General features: G+C 46.8%; 18 protein-coding genes. 2 read left to right on the top strand and 16 right to left on the bottom strand.

Going from position 1 to position 23,294, the window contains the following annotated elements; translation table 11 throughout:
- Positions 1-156: 156 nt before the first annotated feature.
- From AC58QT_RS03490 to AC58QT_RS03465, 6 genes are all read right to left on the bottom strand, one after another.
- Entirely contained in the window at positions 157-2,103 is a 1,947-nt protein-coding gene (locus AC58QT_RS03490) for an ATP-dependent DNA helicase (RefSeq protein ID WP_497407682.1), read from the bottom strand.
- A 115-nt stretch (positions 2,104-2,218) separates the two neighbouring features.
- On the bottom strand, positions 2,219-3,097 hold the full coding sequence (locus tag AC58QT_RS03485; RefSeq protein WP_310500205.1) for a radical SAM/SPASM domain-containing protein: 879 nt from the start codon (positions 3,095-3,097) through the stop codon (positions 2,219-2,221).
- An 85-nt stretch (positions 3,098-3,182) separates the two neighbouring features.
- Positions 3,183-3,977, bottom strand: coding sequence for a lipid II flippase Amj family protein (locus AC58QT_RS03480; protein WP_497407681.1), 795 nt, complete (start codon positions 3,975-3,977; stop codon positions 3,183-3,185).
- Between the two features lie 570 nt (positions 3,978-4,547).
- On the bottom strand, positions 4,548-6,323 hold the full coding sequence (locus tag AC58QT_RS03475; protein ID WP_497407680.1) for an ABC transporter ATP-binding protein: 1,776 nt from the start codon (positions 6,321-6,323) through the stop codon (positions 4,548-4,550).
- Positions 6,320-8,083: an ABC transporter ATP-binding protein gene (locus AC58QT_RS03470; RefSeq protein WP_497407679.1), complete on the bottom strand. Its 1,764-nt coding sequence runs from the start codon at positions 8,081-8,083 to the stop codon at positions 6,320-6,322. The genes AC58QT_RS03475 and AC58QT_RS03470 overlap by 4 nt, the downstream gene beginning before the upstream one ends.
- 128 nt (positions 8,084-8,211) lie before the next feature.
- Positions 8,212-9,654, bottom strand: coding sequence for a CoA-acylating methylmalonate-semialdehyde dehydrogenase (locus AC58QT_RS03465; RefSeq protein WP_497407678.1), 1,443 nt, complete (start codon positions 9,652-9,654; stop codon positions 8,212-8,214).
- Between the two features lie 125 nt (positions 9,655-9,779).
- Here AC58QT_RS03465 and AC58QT_RS03460 point away from each other — a divergent pair, with 125 nt between their 5' ends.
- Complete coding sequence (locus tag AC58QT_RS03460; protein ID WP_497407677.1) at positions 9,780-11,390, top strand: PucR family transcriptional regulator; 1,611 nt, start codon at positions 9,780-9,782, stop codon at positions 11,388-11,390.
- Here AC58QT_RS03460 and AC58QT_RS03455 read toward each other — a convergent pair.
- From AC58QT_RS03455 to AC58QT_RS03420, 8 genes are all read right to left on the bottom strand, one after another.
- Positions 11,387-11,602: a hypothetical protein gene (locus AC58QT_RS03455; RefSeq protein ID WP_310500210.1), complete on the bottom strand. Its 216-nt coding sequence runs from the start codon at positions 11,600-11,602 to the stop codon at positions 11,387-11,389. The genes AC58QT_RS03460 and AC58QT_RS03455 overlap by 4 nt on opposite strands.
- The gene (gene hydA / locus AC58QT_RS03450) at positions 11,595-13,037 is read right to left on the bottom strand and encodes a dihydropyrimidinase (protein WP_497407676.1); all 1,443 of its coding nucleotides are present in this window, start codon (positions 13,035-13,037) and stop codon (positions 11,595-11,597) included. Before hydA ends, AC58QT_RS03455 begins: the two co-directional genes overlap by 8 nt.
- A gap of 2 nt (positions 13,038-13,039) precedes the next feature.
- The gene (gene preA, locus AC58QT_RS03445; RefSeq protein WP_497407675.1) at positions 13,040-14,335 is read right to left on the bottom strand and encodes an NAD-dependent dihydropyrimidine dehydrogenase subunit PreA; all 1,296 of its coding nucleotides are present in this window, start codon (positions 14,333-14,335) and stop codon (positions 13,040-13,042) included.
- Between the two features lie 46 nt (positions 14,336-14,381).
- Positions 14,382-15,749, bottom strand: a complete 1,368-nt coding sequence (locus tag AC58QT_RS03440; RefSeq protein WP_497407674.1) for an NAD(P)-dependent oxidoreductase — start codon at positions 15,747-15,749, stop codon at positions 14,382-14,384.
- A gap of 19 nt (positions 15,750-15,768) precedes the next feature.
- Positions 15,769-16,650 carry a nitrilase-related carbon-nitrogen hydrolase gene (locus AC58QT_RS03435; protein ID WP_497407673.1) on the bottom strand — a complete coding sequence of 294 codons (882 nt, stop codon included), beginning with the start codon at positions 16,648-16,650 and terminating at the stop codon, positions 15,769-15,771.
- Positions 16,647-17,918, bottom strand: coding sequence for a M20 family metallo-hydrolase (locus tag AC58QT_RS03430; protein WP_497407672.1), 1,272 nt, complete (start codon positions 17,916-17,918; stop codon positions 16,647-16,649). Before AC58QT_RS03430 ends, AC58QT_RS03435 begins: the two co-directional genes overlap by 4 nt.
- Before the next feature lie 6 nt (positions 17,919-17,924).
- The gene (locus tag AC58QT_RS03425; RefSeq protein WP_497407671.1) at positions 17,925-19,298 is read right to left on the bottom strand and encodes an aspartate aminotransferase family protein; all 1,374 of its coding nucleotides are present in this window, start codon (positions 19,296-19,298) and stop codon (positions 17,925-17,927) included.
- A 121-nt stretch (positions 19,299-19,419) separates the two neighbouring features.
- Positions 19,420-20,223: an ABC transporter ATP-binding protein gene (locus tag AC58QT_RS03420; RefSeq protein WP_497407670.1), complete on the bottom strand. Its 804-nt coding sequence runs from the start codon at positions 20,221-20,223 to the stop codon at positions 19,420-19,422.
- A 332-nt stretch (positions 20,224-20,555) separates the two neighbouring features.
- On the opposite strand from AC58QT_RS03420, the gene AC58QT_RS03415 reads away from it, so the two are divergent.
- Positions 20,556-21,182, top strand: coding sequence for a C40 family peptidase (locus tag AC58QT_RS03415; protein ID WP_497407669.1), 627 nt, complete (start codon positions 20,556-20,558; stop codon positions 21,180-21,182).
- Positions 21,183-21,231: 49 nt separating this feature from the next.
- On the opposite strand, the gene AC58QT_RS03410 is transcribed toward AC58QT_RS03415, so the two are convergent.
- Positions 21,232-22,155: a S66 peptidase family protein gene (locus AC58QT_RS03410; protein WP_497407668.1), complete on the bottom strand. Its 924-nt coding sequence runs from the start codon at positions 22,153-22,155 to the stop codon at positions 21,232-21,234.
- Positions 22,156-22,240: 85 nt separating this feature from the next.
- Entirely contained in the window at positions 22,241-23,164 is a 924-nt protein-coding gene (locus AC58QT_RS03405) for a tyrosine-type recombinase/integrase (protein WP_497407667.1), read from the bottom strand.
- Between the last annotated feature and the right edge of the window lie 130 nt (positions 23,165-23,294).

Here is a 23,294-nt window from a genome sequence, read left to right as displayed (position 1 = left end):
CTACTATAATTTCATATTCTGGTTTCTATTTCCATAGGCTGATAGATGTAGATTGCTCTTTGCAAATATTGTCTTTTACTAGGACCATGTGTAAAGGAATTGTAATTGAGTGAAAAAAAAGAGGCGCAGATCATCTGCCCCTCTTTCCCTATCATGCTATTCAGATTTCATCTCAACGCCCGCCGGCAATACCCGCTCGACATGCTCACGAAGTGATGTATTCGTATATAACTCATCGCTGAAAATCGCGATAATTCCACTGTCCTCACGCGTTCGGATCAATCTCCCCATACCTTGACGCAGGCGAAGCAACATGTAAGGAATATCAACTTCTTCATAAGGTGAAGCTGCAGCCTCTCGTTTCGCATTAAACACGGGGTCTTGCGGAGGAAACGGCAGTGCCCACACAATGACATTCGAAAGTGATGGACCAGGAATATCAAGTCCCTCCCACAAGCTTACGGCAGCTAATACACTGTGTTCATCTTCCTGGAATGAGGCGATCACATGCGAAATCTCGCGATCTCCTTCGTAGAGGAAAGTGAGATCTTTACAATCCGTATGTGAGGACATCTCAACCTTGAAGCGTTGTAATTCCTGATGCGTCGGGAACAGAATCAACGCTCTGCCTTCCGTTCTTTTCAACAATTCAACAGCTGAATTCAGCTTCTCTTGGAACGTTCCGCCTTCATTGAAGCGCGGGGCGATGACTTCCATCCGTTCAACATAGTCATATGGAGAATCTACGGAGAAAGAGAGATATTTCTCCAAACCTAAGCTATTTGCCACATAGTCAAAGCTGCCTTCCACCGAAAGTGTCGCCGAGGAGAAGACAATCGGCATTTTAGAAGAAAACACATGCTCCTTCAACACTTCCTTCACCGTTCTAGGCATAATGACAAGACTGAGTCCGGTAATACTTTCCGTCGCCCAACAAATGAAGCTATGATCATTGCGGAATAAGGCAAGAGCCTTTTGCATCATCTCCAAATGCTCCTCGACAATCTTCAGCTGATAGTCATTGAGCGTAAACATTTCTCCTTCAAAGACGAGCTCCTCTTCGATCTCGGACAAAATATCACAGAACGTATGAATCTCTCTTTTCAAAAGATCACTCATGATGATTTGTTTACGATCGGAGCCAGCAATCGGACGACAGCAGCTTTCAAGCACATCGAACATCCGTTCGCTCTGCTCGATTGCTCGATCAATACAGACCGCTAAGGTTTCACGAACTTCCCCTTTTAACAAGCGGATGACCAATTCCTCGAAAATGACATGCTTGAGCTTATAGGTCAACGCTTTTTGGGCAGCGGATTCCATTAAATGTCCTTCATCAAATACAACTGTGCAGTGATCAGGCAGCAATGGCAGCTGTCCTTCTCGTTTTCTAGCGTCGTAAGTCCATACATGCTCCATGTAGAAATCATGCGAACATATAATTAAATCCGCCGATTTGCGGTAGGATTCACGGGATAAGGTTTGTCCACACCGATGGCGTTTATCACATACAAAACAGTCTTGGTAAGCATCCCAGTTCATTCGGTGCCATTGTTCATCGTTCAGTTGCGGATAGTTTTTGCGATCCCCGTAAGCATAGAACGTTTGTAGTGCTTCACGCGTGTGAACAAAATCAGGAAGGCTCTCGTAGACTTCACGGTATAGTCCCGTATCTTCGTGGCCAAATCTAGCTTCATCCAGCTTGACTAAGCACGCATATTGATCTGGTGACTTCGCGAGTCGTGCATCAATTTCCATATTCAAATGGCGAGAAATTTTGTCGATATCCCCGCCTGGTTTTACAAGCTGCTCAATTAACGATTCATCCGCACAGGCGATGATGGCCGGTTTCTTCGTAAAACGCGAATAACATAGTGCGTATAGCAGATAGACTAACGTTTTGCCTGTCCCAACACCAGCTTCCGCAAAAATAGTCTGCTTCTCCGCATAGGCCCGCTCCAGCTGAAAAGCCATATAAATTTGTTCATCCCGAACCTCAAAACCTGCTTCAGGCAATATGTCATAAAAGATATCCGCAATCCAGTCGGACACTTGCTGCATGTATGGCTGCGCATGATCATATGCAAATGGATAACGTCCCACGTTAATGCCCCCAACCCTCTAGTTAAGAATCAAACTTCTATTATCTCATGGATGTTAAATAAAAGCAAAAATGCTCACTCCGCAAGCAACTTTGCTTAACGGAATGAGCCTTCTTTTACATACTAAAACGTTCGCGATAGCCGCATTTCCGGCATAGTTCCTCCACCACTTCACGTCTGGAAAAGCCTTCGAATAACCGATTCGCACGTTCTCCCTCAACGATTTCGGAGAAAGGCGTGTGGTTAATATTCCCTAGATTGATAACCCCTTCGCCATCCAAACAGCAAGGAATAACGGTGCCATCTACGAGAATACCAGCCTGATTACGCAGAGCATGACAGAAACCGGGCCCTGAAATCTCCTCAGCCTTCAAATCCGGCCACTGGAACTCGTGATCCTGATTTAAATAGACTCGATCCGTAAGCTTTACACCAGTTCCACGGACGAACTTCTCATCGATTTTGTAATCAAGCTCGAACTCTTTCTCTAGCAATTCCAGCACTTCACGATTTCGATTCCGTTCCAAATTCGTCTGATTATCCGTGTCCAAATTCCATAATCGGAAGGAAATAATGACATTGGATTTCGCAACAATTTCCTTAGCAAATCGCAGGATACTGGTCACATAGCCTTCCTTATCTTCAGAGCCCTCATGGCCGTCAAAGCTGTGCAGGGAAAAATTCATTTGGCGAAGCGCCGGCTTATCGAGCAGCTTGTGCCTGTTTTTGTTAATGAGTGTCCCATTCGTCGTGATATTTACTTTGAAGCCCTTTTCGTGGCTCAAATCTAGTAATTCGTCGATTTTGGGATGGAGAAGCGGCTCCCCCTTCACATGCAAGTAAATGTGATCCGTGTGCGGCTTGATTTGGTCAAGGATATTCGTAAACGTATCTATTTTGATGAAATTCGCTTGACGTTTCGTCTGTGGACAGAATGTGCAAGCCAAATTGCATACGCTCGTTATTTCAATATAAAATTTCTTGAACTTCTTCATGGTCGGACTCCGTTTCTTCTTAACGCTACTATGATAGAGGCTATTATACCAAGCAAGGGCGATGAAAGAAAGGATTTCACATCGATTAGAAAAAGAACTGCACAATCCAGCCGATAAAATACGCCGACGGCACTAGAAAAACTTGTGCAAGCAACGTCCCTAAGAAGCGTGTCGTCATGAGTAATGCGTAGATTTTGCCTAACTGATTCCGTTGAGTTTCGTCGTGCAATGCCTTGTCCGTAATTAGACCTAGCTGAGGATCAATAAAGATAGTTAACAAAATAGTCGCAATCCCGTTAATCAGTCCCGAAGCTTGTGAGGCGGTTGTCGCGTGATCTGGCCATAAATGAGCCGCATATAGCGATGCAAGGACACCTACAGAGTAGAAAGCCGTCACAATGATATTAATGAACAGAAACCTTTTGGAGATGCCAAGATACCGGAACTGACTGAGCTTTACCTTGGGTTTTTTGATATATTTGGTCGTGTTCTTGAGTTGTGTAATCGTGACATTGGTGAGCATTTTCGGCAGCGATCCTGCGATTTCAAGCCGAGCAATAACTCTAGCACTGATGGAGATAAAAGTCGGGAATAACGCGATCGCGATGACCGTCCCGATAGAAGAAGCAAGCAGAGATATGCGTAAATATCGGACCAAATCAAACGTTGGCTCATGCTTGGCAAAATCAACAAAATGCGCAGTCATCGGCGCCTGTATCAGATTCGCTGTGCGCGAAACGAGCACGACGATGCCGACCAGCGACAGCGCTACCGCGAGTTTGTTCACTCGAACACCCGCATAACGAATCGAATACGATAGCGTCTCAGCCGTATGAATAATCATCGTTAATACGAAAACCAAAATGAGCGTGTTGATCATCCGAAGGGTTCATCCTTTACTTGAGTGATAGGTGTTGAAAAACCCACCTTCTGTTAGTAACATTAGGTGGGTTTCTTGATGGTTGGCTACCTTCCCCCTCCGTTAATTTCACGAAGTTCAACATTTTCAGGGAATTCCGTTGAAATTATCTACAGAAAAGAGACTGTCGATTCATGAATCGAGGCTTAATAAACAGGCAACTCATTGAATTCTTACAAAAAATGTCGTTTTCAGAGGAGGTTGTCTCTCCTTACAAAGGTACGGTCACATGTGAATTCAAATAAAGGTGTGCCATAACGTTATTTGCTACATAGGCATGTTCTGCGAAAAAATAGCATTACGGAATAACGCTATTTTGCGACCGAGGTTCAACTCTATGTCATAGAAGCGATAATTTATCCCAGTTGCAGAAGTTCCCGGTTGTTTTCTAAATTTCAAACGGTGTATATGACATTCAGGATAAACAGTTAATCGACAGTCTCGAAAATCCAATATACATACCTCTATTCGCGACGCAGCTCCAATTTCCTTTATTGCTAGTCACGAATGGCGAAGGAGCTGCGTTTATGACTACGCCTTACGATCATCCCCGTACCACAGCTCACGGAATGTGGAGCTTTGTCGCAGCAGTTCCTCCGACGTGCCTTCCGCTTCGATGTGGCCGTCCTTCATCACGATGATGTGATCGGCGCGCGTCAACGCGGTTTTGCGGTGCGATACCACGAGACATGTCGCATCACTGCGACGCTCGAACATTCGCTCCCAGAGCTTCTGCTCCGTCTCGACGTCGAGCGCGCTCGACAGGTCGTCGAAAACATACAGCTCGGCGTCCCGCACGAGCATACGAGCTGCGGCCGTCCGTTGCGCTTGGCCGCCGGAGAGCTTCACCCCGCGCGGGCCGATGACCGTGTCCAGCCCGCCAGGCAGCTGCGCGACGTCGTACTCGAGCACCGCCGCGTTCAAAGCCTGCTGCAAGCTGTCACCTTGCTCCGCTTGCCCGAGCAAAATATTATTGCGCAGCGTATCGCTGTATAACCGCGGCACCTGCGCGGTATAGGCGCTCTGCGGCGGTGTAAAGAAGGTGCCCGGATCTTCGACGGGCACGCCATTCCACGCAATCGTTCCTTTCTCCTTGGGCAGCAGCCCAAGGAGGGAACGAACCAGCGTGGTTTTGCCTGAGCCGATCGTTCCCGTGATGACGGTGAACGATCCTCTTTGCATGGCGAAGTGAATGTCAGCGATCCCTCTACCCGTATCCGGGTAGGTGTAGCTGAGCCCATTCACTTCCAGACGCTGCAGCGGAGGCGCTACGACGCTGTCTGGGCTCTTCACATCAACCTTTTCCACCCGCTCTTTTTTCAAATACAGCGGCTTTACCATCGTCAACACTTTCGCCGACGCACCTTGCAGCAAGAACGTCAAACGTTCAAGTGACACACTCATTTGCTTAAAATACGTGATAAACTTCCCGACATTCGTAATAAACTGTGTCACGAAGGTCAAATAGTAGACAAATAAGGCAAGATCACCAACAGTGAACGTCCCTGCTCTCATTTTGGTACCTGCTAACAGAAGCAGTAACCCTGTACCCAAATTGACTGAGTTAGAAAAGACTGAATCGAGAAGTTCGCTCATCAATCGATCCTTTAGCATCGCTTTTCGACGGGCATCACCGAAGCTGCGGAACCGCTCCATTACGCGATTCTCGGCGCCAGCGACTTGGATCGCTTGCACATTCCCGAACATTTCGCTGATTTCTCCGGTCACCTTGGAGGTAGATTCGCGGCTGGCTGCGCGGTACTTTTGCAAACGAACGGTTGCCAATTGAGCGGCTGTGATCACGATGACGATTGGCATAAACACAAGCAGTGTCATTTGAGCATCGATGCGAATCAATATGTATCCGGACACGAGGGCGAAACACGTCATTCCAAAAACATCAACCGACCAGCTCGCCGCTTCCTCCGATTGGTCCACATCGTCCCGGAAATGGCTAATTGCTTCCCCTGGTGAAACTGGAATCGCTTGTGCGCCAGGTTGCTTTAGAACATGCTCTAACAAATTGCGTCGAAGCAGCATCCCCATGCGAAAACGGAAATGCACATCCGTAATGAAACCAATAATAATTAATAAGATTCGCCCTAAGGCTGCCCCGATCAATAAAGCAATCAAGCCCCACACGCCAAATTTCAACGTAGCATTGCCCGTTAGCGTATCAAAAAAAGCTTTTGTTATGAGACCGGGAGCAATAGGTGCCAAGTAAATAATTGTCCATGCTAACGCATTGATAAAATACCGGAAAGGTCGATACATGATCAACCCTTTTAAATATTGAAACGTGGTCATGCCAACACCTCCTCTAACCCTGTCGCGAGTAATTGGCTGAAGCGGGAATTCGGATCCGCGGCCAGCACTTCTCTTCGACCAGATTCCAGTACACGTCCTCTATCCAAAATAACGATGTGATCCGCACGCTGTACAGTGGCAAGTCGATGGGCAATCATGATGCAAGAGCGTTCCGCCAATAATTTGGAAACAGCTTTCTCCATGCGTTGCTCAGTTAATGGATCCAGACGTGAGGAAGCTTCGTCCATAATAACCAGTCCCGGATTCGTTAGGAATACACGGGCAAATGCCAATAATTGCGCTTCTCCAGCAGATAAACTGCTTCCTCCTGAAGCTAGCCCCGTATCTAATCCTTCCGGCATCGCTTCATACCAAGCACCTAAGCCGAGTTCATGCAGTACCGCAAAAATCTGTTCATCCCGAATCGACGCATCATAAAAGGTTAAATTATCGCGAATTGTTCCTTGGATGATTTCAATATTTTGAGTTACAAGCGCGACCCGTTTCCGTAGATCTGCTAATTTACATGTACGAATGTCGGTTCCGCTTAGCGCAATCACACCGCTTTGCGGATCATAGAAGCGCAGCAATAGCCTTGCAATTGTGGACTTTCCGCTCCCTGTGCGGCCTAGCAATCCTAGCACTTCGCCAGGTTTTAAAGTCATCGTTAAGTTATCGATCGTCGGTTGATCCTCGTCATAACTAAACACAACATCTTTGAAATCCACACCCAGCGGCCCTTCCGGAAGCCCAGCCCCTGGGCCATCTTGAATCTTGGACTTTATCGCGAAAAGCTCGCGAATACGGGAAATACTCGCATCTGCTTTTTGCAAATCTTCCATTTGTGTTCGTATCTTCTCAATCGGTTTAGCGAGCAATTCGGTATAGAAGAAAATGAGATACACCGTACCTAATGAAATATGATTGCCATGCCATAGGTAGGCGCTGATCCCAAAGGCCATGGCATTCCCTAATGCAAACACGAATATCGACATATTCCACATCGCACAAAAACCAAGGAATGCTTTGACGCGCAGCGGCAGCATTTTTCGAAGCATCGTATAGAAACGATTCATCACGAAGCGTACCGCACCATTAGCTCGAATATCCTCTGTACCCTCCAAATGTTCACCGATAAATCCATAAAACTCAGCATTCGCCTGACGCCACCCCGCCCAGACAGGAACAGCAAACTGACGAATCCATTGAATCAAATAGATGGCGCAGACAACGAAAATAGCCATCCCTACGCCAATTAACCAATTTTCGCGAAATAATAGGATCAGAATGCCTGCCATCAGCAGCACATTCCCAAATAAATGAATGATCATGCTGGAGAAAAAATTCGCAAGCGCATTCACGTCGCCATCTACGCGCTCAATTAGGGAGCCGGATGTATGACTTTTATGAAAAGACATATCCAGCGATAGACAATGTGCAGCTAAATCGACACGCAGCTTATTCGTTGTTTTCCAACCGACATTCTCACTGAAATAGGTCGCAATCACGGATACCAGCTGCTGCACCAGTGCAAAGCCAATAAATAATAGCGCCGCTGTAATAAGTGGCTCCATCGCCCCTTGCGACTGCGCCGTATCAATAAAATAGCGGATAATTTGCGGATTAATCAGCTGCAACCCAATGGACGCGAACAACAGGAATGTTAGTCCGATCAGTGTCCCCTTCTGCGGAAACAAATAGCGTCCCAATAGCTCGCGATATTGCCCCATCGAGTTGCTTTTTTTTCGATTATTTTTCATGGTAATGGAGTCCTCCGTATTCCTCTTGACGTACTCTCCATCATACTAAATTGACATCTTCCCGACAACGGACTCTTTCAATATAACGAAAAAAACCTGAGGTATCCCCCAGGTCCAATCCTCAAAGCTCAAAAAAATCTTGAAGTGATCATCTTTTTCTTCGTATAAAATTCGACGCCGTCCTTGCCATTGGCATGCAAGTCGCCATAGAACGAATCCTTCCAGCCGGAGAATGGGAAAAAGGCCATTGGGGCCGGGACGCCAACATTGACCCCTAGCATCCCCGCTTCGACCTCCTCACGGAATTGGCGGACAGCCTTCGCATTCTCTGTGTAAATGACCGCAGAGTTGCCGAATCGCGATCGATTCACTAAAGCTAAGGCTTCATTTAAGTTCTCCGCGCGGAATAAAGATAACACCGGCCCGAATATCTCCTCTTTGGCAATCGTCATCTCAGGCTTCACATGATCGAAAATCGTCGCTCCGAGGAAAAAGCCCTCCCCTTCACACGCTTCGGCCGCTCTCCCATCGATCAGCAGCTCCGCACCTTCTGCGATTCCCTTCTCGATGTAGCCCGCGATTCGCGTACGCTGTTCCTCTCGAATAATCGGAGTCAGTGTAACTTGATCCTCCATGCCATTGCCAAGCACCAAGTGTGATGCAGCAACTTGGAGTCCATTCACAAAGGCATCTCCATCTCCCACAACCACGACAGCGGAACAAGCCATACAACGCTCACCTGCCGAACCGAACGAGGACATAACAATGTTCTCAATCGTTTTCTCCAGATGTGCATCGGGCATGACAATATGATAATTTTTAGCACCAGCTAAAGCTTGCACTCTTTTACCTCCAGCTGAGGCTCGTTCGTACACATACTTGGCTACAGGCTGCGAACCTACGAAAGAAACAGCTTTGACAGCAGGCAGAGTCGTCAATGCATTCACGACATCGTGAGCACCGTTAACAACATTCAGCACACCATTTGGTAGTCCTGCTTCTTGCATCAGTGCAGCTAGTTTCATCGCTGTCAACGGTGTTCGTTCCGATGGTTTAAGAACAAAGGTATTCCCACAAGCAATCGCAAGCGGAAACATCCAGCACGGCACCATCATGGGGAAGTTAAACGGAGTTATCCCTCCGACAACGCCTAGCGGTACTCGAAATAATTCAGAATCCATATCCGCTGAAATGTTAGCCAGTGTTGACCCCATCATGTGCGAGGGGGCGCCAGCAGCAAATTCCACACATTCGATCCCGCGCAGCACTTCACCTAGTGCTTCCTTGTAGCTTTTCCCATTCTCCTTCGTGATCAATTCAGCAATTTCATGCTCGTTAGCTTGAAGAAGCTGCCAATAATGAAACAATATGCGAGCTCGCTTAGGAACGGGTGTTCTACTCCACGATTCAAACGCATTTTGGGCAGCGTTCGCAGCTTGCTCTACGTCTGCAGCAGTCGAAAGTGGTACACGTGCAATCACTTTTCCCGTAGCAGGATTAAGAACATCACTCATTTCACCACTTATCGAATCAACCCATGCACCATTAATCAAGTTTTGCAGGTTCGTCAATGTCGTTCATCTCCTGAGGTTAGAAATTTTCTCCACAACGCATTGGACACATTGTATAATAAGATTCAATTCCCCTTACATTCGCAATTACGTCATCTTTCCTAACATGAAAGTGGTGATTTTGCTTGGTACAGACCCTTTTACAGTTAACCGTTCAAGATATTCTTCAGCGCCCTCTATTTAGTAAGGCTGAGGCGATTGCAACGGAAGAAGCTTTAGCTCGCAAAGTTCGCTGGGTTCACATCATGGAAGTTACGCAAGTGGGTCACCTTTTGAACGGAAATGAACTCATTCTGAGCACAGGGATAGGTTGGCATGATAATGAAGAAACGAGTCTTTCGTTCCTGCAACAGTTAATCGACAGCGGCGCTTCAGGTCTTTGTATCGAGCTGGGTACGTATACGAAGCAACCGCTTGAGAGCATGAAGAGGCTTGCCTTACAAGCCCATTTCCCACTCATTTTTTTCCACGAGGAAGTTCGTTATATAGATATCACACAGGATTTACATGCGCATTTCATTCATCAACATCACAAAATGGTATCTGATCTAGAATCCCTATCAACGAAGCTCAATCAGCTGCTTTTGTCTGGCAAAGGACTGCTGCCTCTCCTCCAATTGCTACAAGAAACAACGCAGGTGCAAGTTGCTTTTTTCCCTTTTGATACGGATGCTGTGTTCGTACCCTCTTTGCCTAAAGAAGCTGGTGCTGCCTTTTATGAAAAATGGATATTTGGCGAACTGTTTCACTTATTTGATGTCAAAAACAAGCTGGCGCATCGTCCAATTCTCGCATTAGAACATTTGTTCGCAGACCTGCTTATATTTGCCGAACAAGAGTTAAGTGAGTTCCAAATACTCGCTTTAGATCGCTGCGCGACTGCGATTGCACAAGAAATGATGCGTACCACTTATATCGAGGAAAAAACACGCTACAAACAGGATCTCTGGGTGACCGATTGGTTAGGTGGCAAGCATTCACTACAGGATATTCGTGACTATGTGATGAGCGTCAAGCCCGCTGTAAAGCTAGGTCCGATCATCGTTTGTGTCTTTGATAAAACCGCAGGGAATGAAGGATCCAAATCGCAAGAAACGCTCCTTTTTCAAAAACAAATGCTTGCCCGCTCCTTGTTTGAAAGAGAAGGCTTCTATTTATTCCCGACGGTGTATGAGCAGCGAATCGTGTTTATTCTCTTAGATCAATTGCCCTCAAGTCATGAGCGCATTCTCCGAACGATTCAACGCTTACAGAAATCACAAGAGACGCACCTTTTCCCGACACTTGTCGGTATCGGCAAGTCAATCAATGACCCGCTTCAACTTCGTGTCAGTTATGACACAGCGATAGAAACGTTGGTGATCCAGAAGGATGTTGGCATACTCCCGAAGCCCTTCTATCACGAACTTCACGTCTATAAAATTCTTCTGGGGATGAAGCAATCTGGCCAATTAAACTCGATTATCGAGGAATATCTAGGTGGCCTGCTAGTGTTTGATCGCGAGAAAAATGGCCAGCTTTTGAAAACATTACACATGTATCTAACGTTATCCGGCTCGAAGCAGGAAACAGCGAAAGAGCTGTTCATCGTAAGGCAAACGCTCTATCATCGGCTGGATAAAATCGCGGCCATTCTTGGAGACGATTTCATGCAGCCGCAGAAACGAATCGCTCTAGAGCTTGCTCTGCATGGCTATGAATATCTGAATGGAGCCATCCAATCTACCTACGATTAAGCTTTCGATTTCCCTTGTGACAACAGCACATTGACGTAATACTTTCTGGCGTTTGCTGTCTTCAAATGAAGCCTCGCCGTTTCCCCTCCGGGGTGCTCGAGATCCAGCCATGCTCCTTCTAGATCTTCGAGCACGCCGACTATTTTGAATTTCTGTGCGACGTAGCCATCCAACTTTTGTTTTTCTGCTTGAAATTGCTCAAATTCAGACATGGGGGGCACCTCCTTGGACCGTTTCCTTCTTCCCTTCATTCACTTCTGTTGATAATGAAACATATGTTCCCCTCTTGATGAATTGACCATTTCCTGCCTCACCTACGAACTGTTTATCCCGAATAACGAACTCTCCACGTGAAAGTACGGTTACCGGCTCGCCCGTTATTTCAATCCCTTCAAACGGATTGTAATCCACATTCATATGGTGCGTTTCAGCAGAAATCGTACGCTTCGCATTCGGATCAAATATCACAATATCCGCGTCCCCGCCAACGGCAATCGACCCCTTTTTCGGAAACAAACCAAACAACTTTGCACTACGCGTAGACACGATGTCCACGAACTGATTCAAAGTAATACGCCCTTTCCCTACCCCTTCAGAGAACAGAATCGAGAAACGGTCCTCAATGCAAGGCCCCCCGTTGGGAATTTTACTAAAGTCCCCGAGACCTAAATCTTTTTGACCGTTAAAATTAAACGAACACTGATCCGAGCCCACCGTTTGAAGTTGGCCTGTTTTTAGCGCATTCCACAGCACGTCTTGATGAAACTTGGGTCGAAGTGGTGGGGACCACACGTATTTCGCGCCTTCGAAATCCGGCTTTTCTAGATACGTTTGATCGAGCATCAAATATTGCGGACACGTTTCACCCCAGATATCGACACCACGATTGCGAGCCTCCGTTATTTGCTGTACAGCTTCCTCACACGTCACATGAACCACATAGAGCTGCGAGTTGGCTAAATCCGTGAGCTTCGCTGCACGCCCTGTCGCTTCACCTTCTATTAAAGAAGGCCGCGTCAAGGCATGATAGATGGGGTCGGTCTGTCCCGCTTCTAGCGCTTCCTTAATTAAATATTCAATGACATCGCCATTCTCTGCGTGAACCATTACGAGAGCACCCTGCTTTTTGGCCTCTAGCAAAGTCCGGTACAGTGTGCCATCATCCGCTTGGAAAACGTTCTTATAAGCCATAAAAACCTTCAAAGATGTGATCCCCTCGTCATGAATCATGGAAGGCAGTTCGGCAAGCACCTCATCGTTGATTTCCGCGATCATCAGATGAAAGCTATAATCAATGACTGCTTTACCTTTTGCTTTTTGATGCCAAGTCTGTACAGACTGACTGAGGGGCTTCCCTTTATTCGTCAGACAAAAATCAATCACCGTCGTTGTCCCGCCAAAAGCCGCAGCCATCGTTCCTGTCTCAAAATCATCGGCTGTGACCGTCCCCCCAAATGGCATATCCAGATGAGTATGCGGGTCAATACCACCAGGAAATACATATTTCCCTGTGGCATCTACTATTTCGGCACCTTCTTTTGACAGATGAAGTCCAATTCCGGTAATGATGCCGTCTTCAATGAGAATATCCCCTTGATACTGATCTGAAGCAGTGACAATCGTTCCATTCTTAATGAGCTTGGCCATGGCTACACAGCCTCCTTCTTATCCGTATCTTTACCCTCTGACAGCTTGGCGACGGTTACTTGACGTTCATTCCAGGTCATTGGCTCCTCTGTGTGTGGGACCTCAACCATAGAAATTACCCCATCTACAGGACATACAATTGCGCACAAATTACAGCCAACACAATCTTCTTCCCGCACCTGCAAAAAGGATTTCCCTTGATCGTCCGTAAGCCTCTCAATACACTGATGCGAGGTATCCTCGCAGGCGATGTGGCACTTGTTACAGTTAATACATGTTTCTGTATCGATCTTGGCAACGACCGCATAATTTAAATCCAAATTTCCCCAATCGGAGTAACGAGGAACTGATTTTCCAATAAGCTCAGATACGCTGGCAAGACCTTTTTCATCCAAATAGTTATTCAATCCATCGATCATATCTTCCACAATTCGGAAACCATGATGCATAGCTGCTGTACATACTTGAACTCCCGTTGCACCCATCAACATGAATTCTACGGCATCTCGCCAAGTGGATATGCCACCTATGCCGGAAATCGGGATGTTCACGCCTGGATTACGCGCACAATCCGCAACCATATGAAGTGCGATCGGCTTCACAGCAGGACCGCAATAGCCGCCGTGCGAGCCTTTACCGCCGACATGTGGAATGGTGTTCCACGAGTCTATGTCGACGCCAGCCAACGAATTAATCGTGTTGATGAGCGAGATCGCATCCGCTCCGCCACGAACAGCTGCTAGTGCAGTGCTCGTGATATCCGTGATATTTGGCGTCAGCTTCACAATAACAGGGGTTTGTGCGGCTTCCTTCGCCCACATCGTCTGCGCCTCGACAAGGTCTGGCTGCTGGCCTGATGCCGAGCCCATCCCCCGTTCAGCCATCCCGTGCGGACAGCCAAAGTTTAGTTCAAGTCCGTCTACGCCGACGGCTTCGACCTTCTTAACGATCTCGTGCCACTTCTCTCGCTTGGGCTCAACCATCAGGGACACAACCAAAGCATGATTAGGAAACCGCTTCTTCGTTTCATAGATTTCCTTCAGATTGATCTCAAGCGGACGATCGGTGATGAGTTCAATATTATTGAAGCCCGCAACACGCTGCCCATTGAAATGAACTGCCGCGAAGCGTGAGGAAGTATTAATAATCGGATCTCCCAGTGTTTTCCAAACCGCGCCTCCCCAGCCCGCTTCAAATGCCCGCTGAACCTGATACCCCGTGTTCGTCGGAGGAGCCGATGCCAACCAGAAAGGGTTGGGTGACACAATTCCAGCTAGATTCGTTCGTAAATCTGCCATGCTGAATCCCTCCTGATTCTGTAGTGACCCTGTAATAACCACTCATTCAAGCCGACGCTTCTTGCCCCTTCACGAGCTGCTTATAGATTGCATAGGCGGTTAACTTACCTTGCTGAGCCGCCGACACAACCATCGCTTCGCCCTGTCCATCACCGAAGATGACATCTCCGGCTGCGAACACTTTGGGGTTTGAAGTTAAACCCGTAGTTGAATCAACTAGCGTTACGATACCCCGCGAATGTGCAAGTCCAAACTGCTCTATGAGCGCAATATGCTTCGTTTGTCCAATCGCTTTGATAACCGCATCTACTTCTATGACGAATTCGGAGTCCGCAATAGCGACGGGACGTTTGCGTCCGCCATCTGACTCAGCAAGCGCCATCCGTACACATTCGAGGCCTACGACGTTGCCCTGTTCATCCCCGAGGATCTGTTTCGGTGCCGTAAGCCACTGAAAAGCAACGCCATCGAGTTTAGCGAACTCGTATTCGAAATCATACGCTGTCATTTCCGTTTGTGTCCGTCTGTATACGATTTGGACATGTTCCGCTCCTAGTCTAACCGAACAGGTCGCGGCATCAATGGCCGTATTCCCTGCACCAATCACGGCCACTCGTTTCCCAACAAGAGATTCATCGAGATCAGGAGCGATTTTCGTCGACTCTACGAAATCAATTGCATCATACACTCCCGTCAACTCTTCGCCAGCAATACCAAGCATAGGTACTTTGGACATGCCAATGGCTAATACGACAGCGTCGTAATCCTCCAGCAGCTCCGCAGCGCTCACTTCTACACCTACGCGCGTGTTCATGCGAAAATCGACGCCAAGCTGTCGTACTTGTTCAACCTCCCAAAGCGAGATTTCCTGCGGAAGCCGGAACGACACGATGCCGTAAGTATCCAAGCCTCCCGCTTGCTCCTTTGCTTCGAACACTGTTACCTTAAAGCCGAAGCGGGCTAGCTCACGCGCTGCCGAGAGTCCAGCAGGTCCGCCTCCCACGATCGCAACCGTTTTGCCATTACTTGCGCCTGCTTTAAAGAAAATCTGTTCATTCTTGATCGCCCAATCCGTCGCGTAACGCTGTAATTGACCAATCAAGATAGGCTTGGACGAATGATTAAGTACACAAGCCCCTTCACACAATTCCTCTGTGGGACATACCCTCGAACACGAAGCACCGACCGGATTGGCATCCATAATCGTGCGAGCTGAGCCTTTGAGATTGCCAGAGGCAATCTTTTTAATAAAAGAAGGGATATCAATGCCTGTCGGACAGGCGTTTATGCAAGGAGCGTCATAACAGAACAAGCAGCGATTGGACTCTTCGATCGCCTCTTTGGGCTTCATTCCCGCCTTCACTTCGGCAAAATTACGCTTCAAATCCGTTAGCGAAATAAATGTCGAACTCATCTTCGCTCCTCCTCCCCATTTAAAGTTGCGTGATTTGATCATACGTTTCTGGCCTGCGGTCCCGGTAAAACTGCCAAACATTACGAACCTCACGAATCAGCGATTTGTCTAGGTCTCCAATGATCACTTCATCTTGATCCCGACTGCCGATCGCAACAATTGCCCCGCGCGGATCCACCAAGTACGATTGTCCGTAGAATTCTCCCATGTTCCAAGGTGCTTCCGTTCCCACACGATTAATGGCGGCAACATAATACCCATTGGCCACAGCATGCGCAGGCTGCTCAAGCTTCCATAAGTACTCTGATGTGCCAGCAACAGTAGCTGATGGATTAAACACAATCTCCGCACCACCAAGCCCAAGGGCTCTAGCGCCTTCAGGAAAATGACGATCATAACAAATGTAGACGCCTACCTTGGCATAAGCGGTATCAAAGACGGGATAGCCGAGATTTCCTGGCTTGAAATAATACTTTTCCCAGAAGCCGCAGGAACCACCGCCCGCTCCAACATGAGGGATATGATGCTTCCGGTATTTCCCCAAATACGCACCGTCGGCATCAATAACAGCTGCCGTATTGTAATAGGAGGCTATGCCATCGCGCTCATAAATAGGAAGGATAATCACGACGCCAAGCTCTTGGGCCAGCTCTCTAAAAAGCTTCGTCGTCGGCCCATTCGGAATTTCCTCGGCCGCATCGTACCACTTCGTCGTTTGCTCCGCACAAAAATACGGACCGTAGAAAATCTCCTGTAAGCATATCAGTTGCGCTCCTTGCGCTGCGGCTTGGCGTACCAAACCAAGGTGCTTCTGTATGGCTCGCTCTTTATGTTCGGCAATTGGTGCATCGCCATGCACGTCATGAGAAGCTTGGATGAGTCCGATTTTGACGATACTCATGCTCGTATGCCTCCTCTGTCGAGTGCAATACGCCTAGCGGTACGGTATAGCAACTCAGTTCCTAAAGTGATATCCTCAGGACTAGCATATTCCTTGGGATTGTGACTAATGCCCTCGAGGCACCTTACAAAAATCATGCCGTAGTCACACACATAAGACATCGTCAGCGAATCATGAAAAGGACCGCTCATAAGCTCCGGCGGCTTCATCCCCAGCAGACCCGCTTCCTTATGAAGCGTATCTTTGATCCAAGTTGCACAATAACGAGGCTCGCTATTCGTATCTTCTCGAATGGTGTAGGTGAGACCGTGCTCATCGGCTACGTTCTTGATGCAACTGCGAAGTTCCGCTTCGAGTGCATCACGACGATGGATATCGATGTCGCGTAAATCAACCGTGAAGCTGACCTTCTCAGGGATGATGTTCCGTGAATCCGGAAACACCGTAAGGGAGCCGACTGTTCCTACTGTTGGTGCACCTGATTCCTGACGTACTAGTTCGTTTAGAGCGACGATAATTTTGGCACTGCCAAGCAGCGCATCATGACGCATCGACATCGGTACAGAACCTGCATGTCCTGCGAATCCAATCATTTCCACAGTGAGCCACAATGGTCCTGAGATCCCTGTCACGATACCAATGGGTTCATTCATCGACTCCAACACAGGACCTTGTTCGATATGCAGTTCGAGAAATGCCCCAATTCGGCCTTCTTGACATGTATATCCCTCGAAATCCGCTGGGTCACAGCCGAATTCTAGTAGAGCTTCACGGCGGGAGACGCCGTTTTTATCCGTTCGGTCCAATTCATCGGCTTCCAGTTTACCCGTCATTCCCCTTACCCCGAACAACCCCTTGTTGAAGCGACAGCCCTCTTCATCACAGAAAGCAACCACTTCAATATTGCACGCGGGTTTCATGCCTTCTTCGACCATCGTTTGCACCGCTTCTATAGCGCCAAGGACGCCAATTGCCCCGTCGAACCTTCCCCCATAGGGCTGCGAATCGACATGTGAACCGAGCATGAGCACAGGAGCTTGCGGATCACTCCCGCGCCAAACGCCAATTAGATTAGCAAAGGGATCGATATAAGCCTCCATCCCAGCTTCTTCCATCCAAGATTTCACCAGCTCTATGCCTGCTCGATCTTCCTTCGAAAGGGCAAGTCTGCAGACGCCCGTTTCACCGATCTTGCCGATTAGCGCAAGTTCATCGATATGCTGTTGGAGACGTTCTGCATTAATTCGGAACTCTGGAATTGTCGACAAGTCAGATCATCCTTTCACAGTTACTTCACCAAACACGGAAAGTAAGGTTTCGATGATAAAAGTCACATCGTCGTCCGTTGACGATAACGGAGGACTCAGCGTAATAATGTTGGCATAACCAGGGACGGTATCCCCATTTTTCCCGACGAGCAGCCCTTTGCTTTTGCAAGCCACGATAATACTTGTTACCCGTTCAACTGAAGCGGGAATCTTGGATACACGATCCTCCACGAGCTCAATGCCCATTGCTGATCCGAAAATGCGTATCTCCCCCACATGAGGATGATGCTGTAGAGGCTCTAAACCAGCTCGAAATGCTTTACCAATCTCAGATGAACGTTCGACGAGTCCCTCCTTCTCAATAATCGCTAGATTCGTCAAGGCTACCTGACATGAAACGGGGTTCCCACCAAACGTATTGACATGTCGAAAGTGGCTCGTGGCTTCTATTTCTTTGAAAGAATCGTATAATTCAACGGATACTGCCGTTGCAGATAGCGGTGAATAGGCACTTGTTAAACCTTTGGCCATCGTGACGATATCTGGACGCACCTTATAATTCTGATGGCCGAAGGGCTTGCCCGATCGCCCAAATCCGCATATCACTTCATCTACGATGAGCAGTACATTGTACTTATCACAAATTTTCCTAACCATTGGTAAATAATCATCTGAAGGAACAATCATTCCTCCGCCTGTAATGACCGGCTCTAGAATGACACCAGCAACAGAATCTGCGCCTTCCCACACGATGGCATCTTCGATCGCTTTGGCACATTGTAAGCTGCAGCTCTCTTTCTTCTGCCCAAAAGGACAACGATAACAATAAGGCGGAGGCACATGCTGGAAGCCAACTCCGAGTGGTTCATATTTCAATTTGCGCTGAGCTTGACCCGTTGCACCTAAAGCGCCCATGGAATTCCCATGATAGGCTCGATGACGTGAGATAAACTTATGTTTGCTAGGCTTACCATTCTGATGATGGTATTGACGAGCTATTTTAAAAGCAACTTCATTGGCATCTGATCCTGAATTGGAATAAAAAATGCGATACTCCCCATTAAGCCATTCATTTAATTTCGCCGCCAATTCAATAGCAGGAATGTGGGATTGTACTAGCGTTGCATAGGCGAGTTTCATCATCTGCTCCGCAGCTGCTTCCGCAATCTCTCTCCTGCCGTGCCCCACATTCACACACCATAAGCCTGACATCCCATCCAGATAGCGATTACCATCAATATCCTTCACCCAGCTGCCTTCTCCGGAAGCGATGATCATCGGATTCTCATTATGTGCCGACATATGATGCCAGACATATTTACGATCTTTCTCGAGCAGCGACTCTTTATTCAATGGATCAACGTCTCCTTGAGCACTCATACGTAGTCCCCTCCAGTTGGCTGATTCTCTTACTATATTTCTATGTTTGCAAATAGGATGTCATCCCTAGCTCTTGATATCATTTTTCATTTAGTAGAATGCATGACGCTTTGTTTAAAAGTTAATCGTCTGAGGGTTCATTTTCCTCATTCATAGACTTTTGAATCACTGTGGTTAATTCCTGAAAGAGGGGCGATTCTCGGGTTTGCAAAGTACGATCACTACCTAAGGGAACTTGGTGAATCGCATGTACGCGACCTGGATTTGCGGATAAAACGATGATTCGATCTGAGAGGAATACAGCCTCTGTAAGGCTGCGAGTAACGAAAACGATGGTTTTGTTCATTTTCTTCTTCATTTCAAGGACATCTAGCTGTAATTTGTCCTTCGTAAATTCATCTAATGTGGAGAAAGGTTCATCCATGAATAAGATGGGAGGATCGAGGGATAACGCACGGGCCATAGCGACTCGAATCTGCATGCCCAGACTGAGCTGCCAGGGATAATAATCTTTAAACTTTACAAGGCCTAAAGTATCAATGAGCTGGTCGACTTGTTCGCGATACATTTGACGTGTTTGTTCAAGAACTTCTAGTGGCAGCTCGATATTCTCACGTACGGTTCGCCATTCAAATAAGTTAGGTGTTCGAAAAATAATGCCGAACTTACGACGTAACCGCACCTCTTTGGGGTGTTCCTTTCGTACCGTAATCTGACCACTAGACGGCTGAAGGAGATCTGCCATAAGACGAAGTAATGTAGATTTACCACAACCGGATGGCCCTAATAAGGTAACGAATTCATGCTGCTTTACATCAAAGGTAATGTTCTGAAGGGCCGTGATCTGCCTCCCTTTTTTACCGAACACCATACCGACGCCTTCTAACGAAATTTCCACTTTCTGACGGAAAAAGTCTGAATTCATCGGGTTCCTCCCTCTATCCATGTACACTTACGTTATCTATCTGTGAGTATTAATAACCCTATATGTTATATTATATAAGGATTTTATTCATTTTCATTATACATTCTGTTCCTAAATTAGCAGTTGGATTTGACATTGTGTAAAGTCGGTTACTGATTTCAATTAGATGAATCACATTTTTGTTTCCATTCGCTTTAAATGTAGTTACATAATTAATGTTATGTAAACAATTTATTGATGTATATTGGATATCCATATTTTGCTCATATTCTCTATTTCTTCATTTTGATAGAATGTGTTAGTACACATATCAGACATCAAGGAGGAAAACAGTGAGAAAACTGATTCTAACAACGGTTGTCGCGACTAGTCTTATGTTCGGTGGAATTGCGCAAGCAGCACCATCAAGTTCTTACATAGCCACGGATTCCGATACGTTCTGGTCTATTTCACAGAAGTTTAATGTGTCGCTGTCTGAGCTAATTGCAAGTAATCCGAAAGTCGATTCGCAAAACATTTATGAAGGCGTTATCATTTCTATTCCTACCAAAGTTTCGCAGAAACAAAGCTGGGAAGTGAAAGCCGATGCGATCATTGCATCAGGGATGAAGCAGCTTGGCGTCCCTTATGTTTTTGGTGGCAGTACGCCAAATGTTGCTTTTGATTGCTCTGGATTTGTTCAATATTTGTTTAATCTGCATGGATTTAACTTGCTTCATTCCGCAGCCTTACAAAGCCAATTAGGTACACCTGTGGAGAAAAGTAATCTGCGAAAAGGCGACCTCGTTTTCCTACAAGGCACCTATACAACAGGCGTTTCCCATGTAGGTATTTATCTAGGCAATAACCAAATGCTTCAAGCCGGTACAATGGGAACAAGAGAAGTAAAAATCAGTACGCTATTCGGTACGCCATACTATGATGAGCATTACTGGGGAGCACGTCGCCTCATCAACTAAGGATGAGAAATAGCCGCGGTTGCTGCCGACGGCTTTTCTCCCTTTTTAGCTAAGAACTGACTGTGGGCTCAATGATTGTAAGTGTGTTATTGAATGTATCGAGATCAGCTAGCGCTCCAACCGGAATCGCAGCTTTATAAAAGCCGTGGGCAGTGCTTAAGTTCGTAAGAAGCGGCTTTCCTAACGGAGCGATTAATCCAACAATTAAATCCTGGTATGTTGTAGAATAGGAAACTGAACAATTCGTGCATTGCCCCATGACGATACCAACACAATCACGGAATTTTCCGGCCATAATGAGTTGCGTCAGATAGCGATACACCGCATTCGATGGTTCATGTGTCTCTTCAAGGAAGATGATCTTCCCCTTTGTATTCACTTCAAAAGGCGTCCCCAAAGTCCCTACGAACGATGTGAGGTTACCGCCAACGATTGGCCCTCTTACAACTCCTTTTACCAAGCTAGTTAGTGGCATATCAGGAGGATTCTGAATGACTCTCGGACTCATAAGTGTCGATGTCGCGGTATAAAATTGGTCGAAATTATATGCAGGTGTACTCGTTTTAAAATCAATCAGCAACAGGCTTTGAAAGGTTATTAAATTAGCAAATTGATACAGCACATTTAATAAAATCGTAATATCACTGTACCCTGTGACGATTTTTGGATTGCGATTAATGAGTGGATAATCCAAGTTGGGCAAAATATCTTTAACTCCGGTTCCCCCTCTTGTGGGCAGAATCATCTTCACATTCGGATTCGAAAACATATCCATCAGGTCATCTGCTCGCTGCTGAGCTGTAGCCGCAACGATCCCTCCATACGCATAAGCGTATTTCCCCACAACTACGTTGAAACCCATATTGTCAAGCGTCTGGAGCCTAGCATCTATCGTGCTTGCGTCCAGTGGACTTCCTAACGTCACAATGCCAATGGTATCTCCACTTTGCAATATGGGGGGTCGTATTGCCATACGTCAGCCTCCTAGCCAGAAAATCATCTAGAAATGGAAAGTCTCTCCTTTGCCTTATATGCATGATTTTAGTCATTTATGACACTTAAATCCCCATACCTACAGGAATGAACGCCGATACCCGATTCATCGCATCCTGCTTTTGTTTATCTCCTACGTGCGTATAGATTTGCGTCGTTTGAATGCTCGCATGTCCGAGCAGCTCCTGCAGCGTTCGGATATCCGTCCCAGCTAATACTTGCATCGTGGCAAATGTATGCCGCAGCTTATGACTCGAGAACGACTTGCCCTGCAACTCGATGTACTGTCCCTTCAATTGGCCGAAATGCTTCTCGGCAATCGTTTGAATCATTCGGATACTGATTCGCCGACCGAATTGTGAGACAAAGAAAGGCTGCTCCGCCCCACTCCTCGCTTCCATACGCTCTTCAAGTGCCCGTTGAAGTACCTGAACAATCTCATTCGGAAGCGGGATTACGCGCCACTTGCGCCCTTTTCCGAGAACCATTAATGAATTCGTGCCCCGATTGAAATCGGAGATATTCAGACGGTGAAGCTCACTGACCCGCAATCCTGCATAGCTCATTAATAGAAACATCGCAACATTCCTAATCTGATATTTCCCTTCGATGGATTGCAAAAATACAGAAAGCAACTCCTCGCTCAAAAAAGTCGGAACTGGATTCTTCTCAACCTTCGATTTCTTCACAGTACTCGAGGGATTATGAATCACGATCTGCAGCTCCACTAGCGCTGCAAAAAAAGTGCGGATCGACGAGAGGTACCGATTCCTCGCCGCATCCCCTGCCCCGCCCTGACGCATCTTCGTCAGGAAGCGCATAATATCAATCGCAGCAATGGCTGGTAATTCCTTCTCACCGAGACTTGCGAGAAATAAACGAACATCCCCAAGGTAAGCTTGCTGCGTTCGTTTTGTAAACCCCTGGTCCTTCATCCAGGAGTCAAAAAGCTCCAAATACTCGTCATCAAACGTTAAACTAGTGTCCATGCTGTTAATCTCCGTCCGTTACAAGCTAAATTGCGTTAAATATAGATTTAGTGCAATTTTTTTGATGAAAAAATCGCTTATTCTTCACACTCTGAGCCCCATTCTAACACTGGCCTTTAGAGTTAAAGAA

It is taken from the genome of Paenibacillus sp. J31R109 (assembly GCF_059692055.1).
This window is presented reverse-complemented; position numbering and strand designations above follow the sequence as displayed.

Excerpts from the sequence above, each read along its gene's own strand:
- AC58QT_RS03485 (WP_310500205.1), bottom strand. The coding sequence starts at position 3,097 with ATGAAGAAGTTCAAGAAATTTTATATTGAAATAACGAGCGTATGCAAT.
- AC58QT_RS03480 (WP_497407681.1), bottom strand. The coding sequence starts at position 3,977 with ATGATCAACACGCTCATTTTGGTTTTCGTATTAACGATGATTATTCAT.
- AC58QT_RS03475 (WP_497407680.1), bottom strand. The coding sequence starts at position 6,323 with ATGACCACGTTTCAATATTTAAAAGGGTTGATCATGTATCGACCTTTC.
- AC58QT_RS03470 (WP_497407679.1), bottom strand. The coding sequence starts at position 8,083 with ATGAAAAATAATCGAAAAAAAAGCAACTCGATGGGGCAATATCGCGAG.
- AC58QT_RS03455 (WP_310500210.1), bottom strand. The coding sequence starts at position 11,602 with ATGTCTGAATTTGAGCAATTTCAAGCAGAAAAACAAAAGTTGGATGGC.
- hydA (WP_497407676.1), bottom strand. The coding sequence starts at position 13,037 with ATGGCCAAGCTCATTAAGAATGGAACGATTGTCACTGCTTCAGATCAG.
- preA (WP_497407675.1), bottom strand. The coding sequence starts at position 14,335 with ATGGCAGATTTACGAACGAATCTAGCTGGAATTGTGTCACCCAACCCT.
- AC58QT_RS03440 (WP_497407674.1), bottom strand. The coding sequence starts at position 15,749 with ATGAGTTCGACATTTATTTCGCTAACGGATTTGAAGCGTAATTTTGCC.
- AC58QT_RS03435 (WP_497407673.1), bottom strand. The coding sequence starts at position 16,650 with ATGAGTATCGTCAAAATCGGACTCATCCAAGCTTCTCATGACGTGCAT.
- AC58QT_RS03425 (WP_497407671.1), bottom strand. The coding sequence starts at position 19,298 with ATGAGTGCTCAAGGAGACGTTGATCCATTGAATAAAGAGTCGCTGCTC.
- AC58QT_RS03420 (WP_497407670.1), bottom strand. The coding sequence starts at position 20,223 with ATGAATTCAGACTTTTTCCGTCAGAAAGTGGAAATTTCGTTAGAAGGC.
- AC58QT_RS03410 (WP_497407668.1), bottom strand. The coding sequence starts at position 22,155 with ATGGCAATACGACCCCCCATATTGCAAAGTGGAGATACCATTGGCATT.
- AC58QT_RS03405 (WP_497407667.1), bottom strand. The coding sequence starts at position 23,164 with ATGGACACTAGTTTAACGTTTGATGACGAGTATTTGGAGCTTTTTGAC.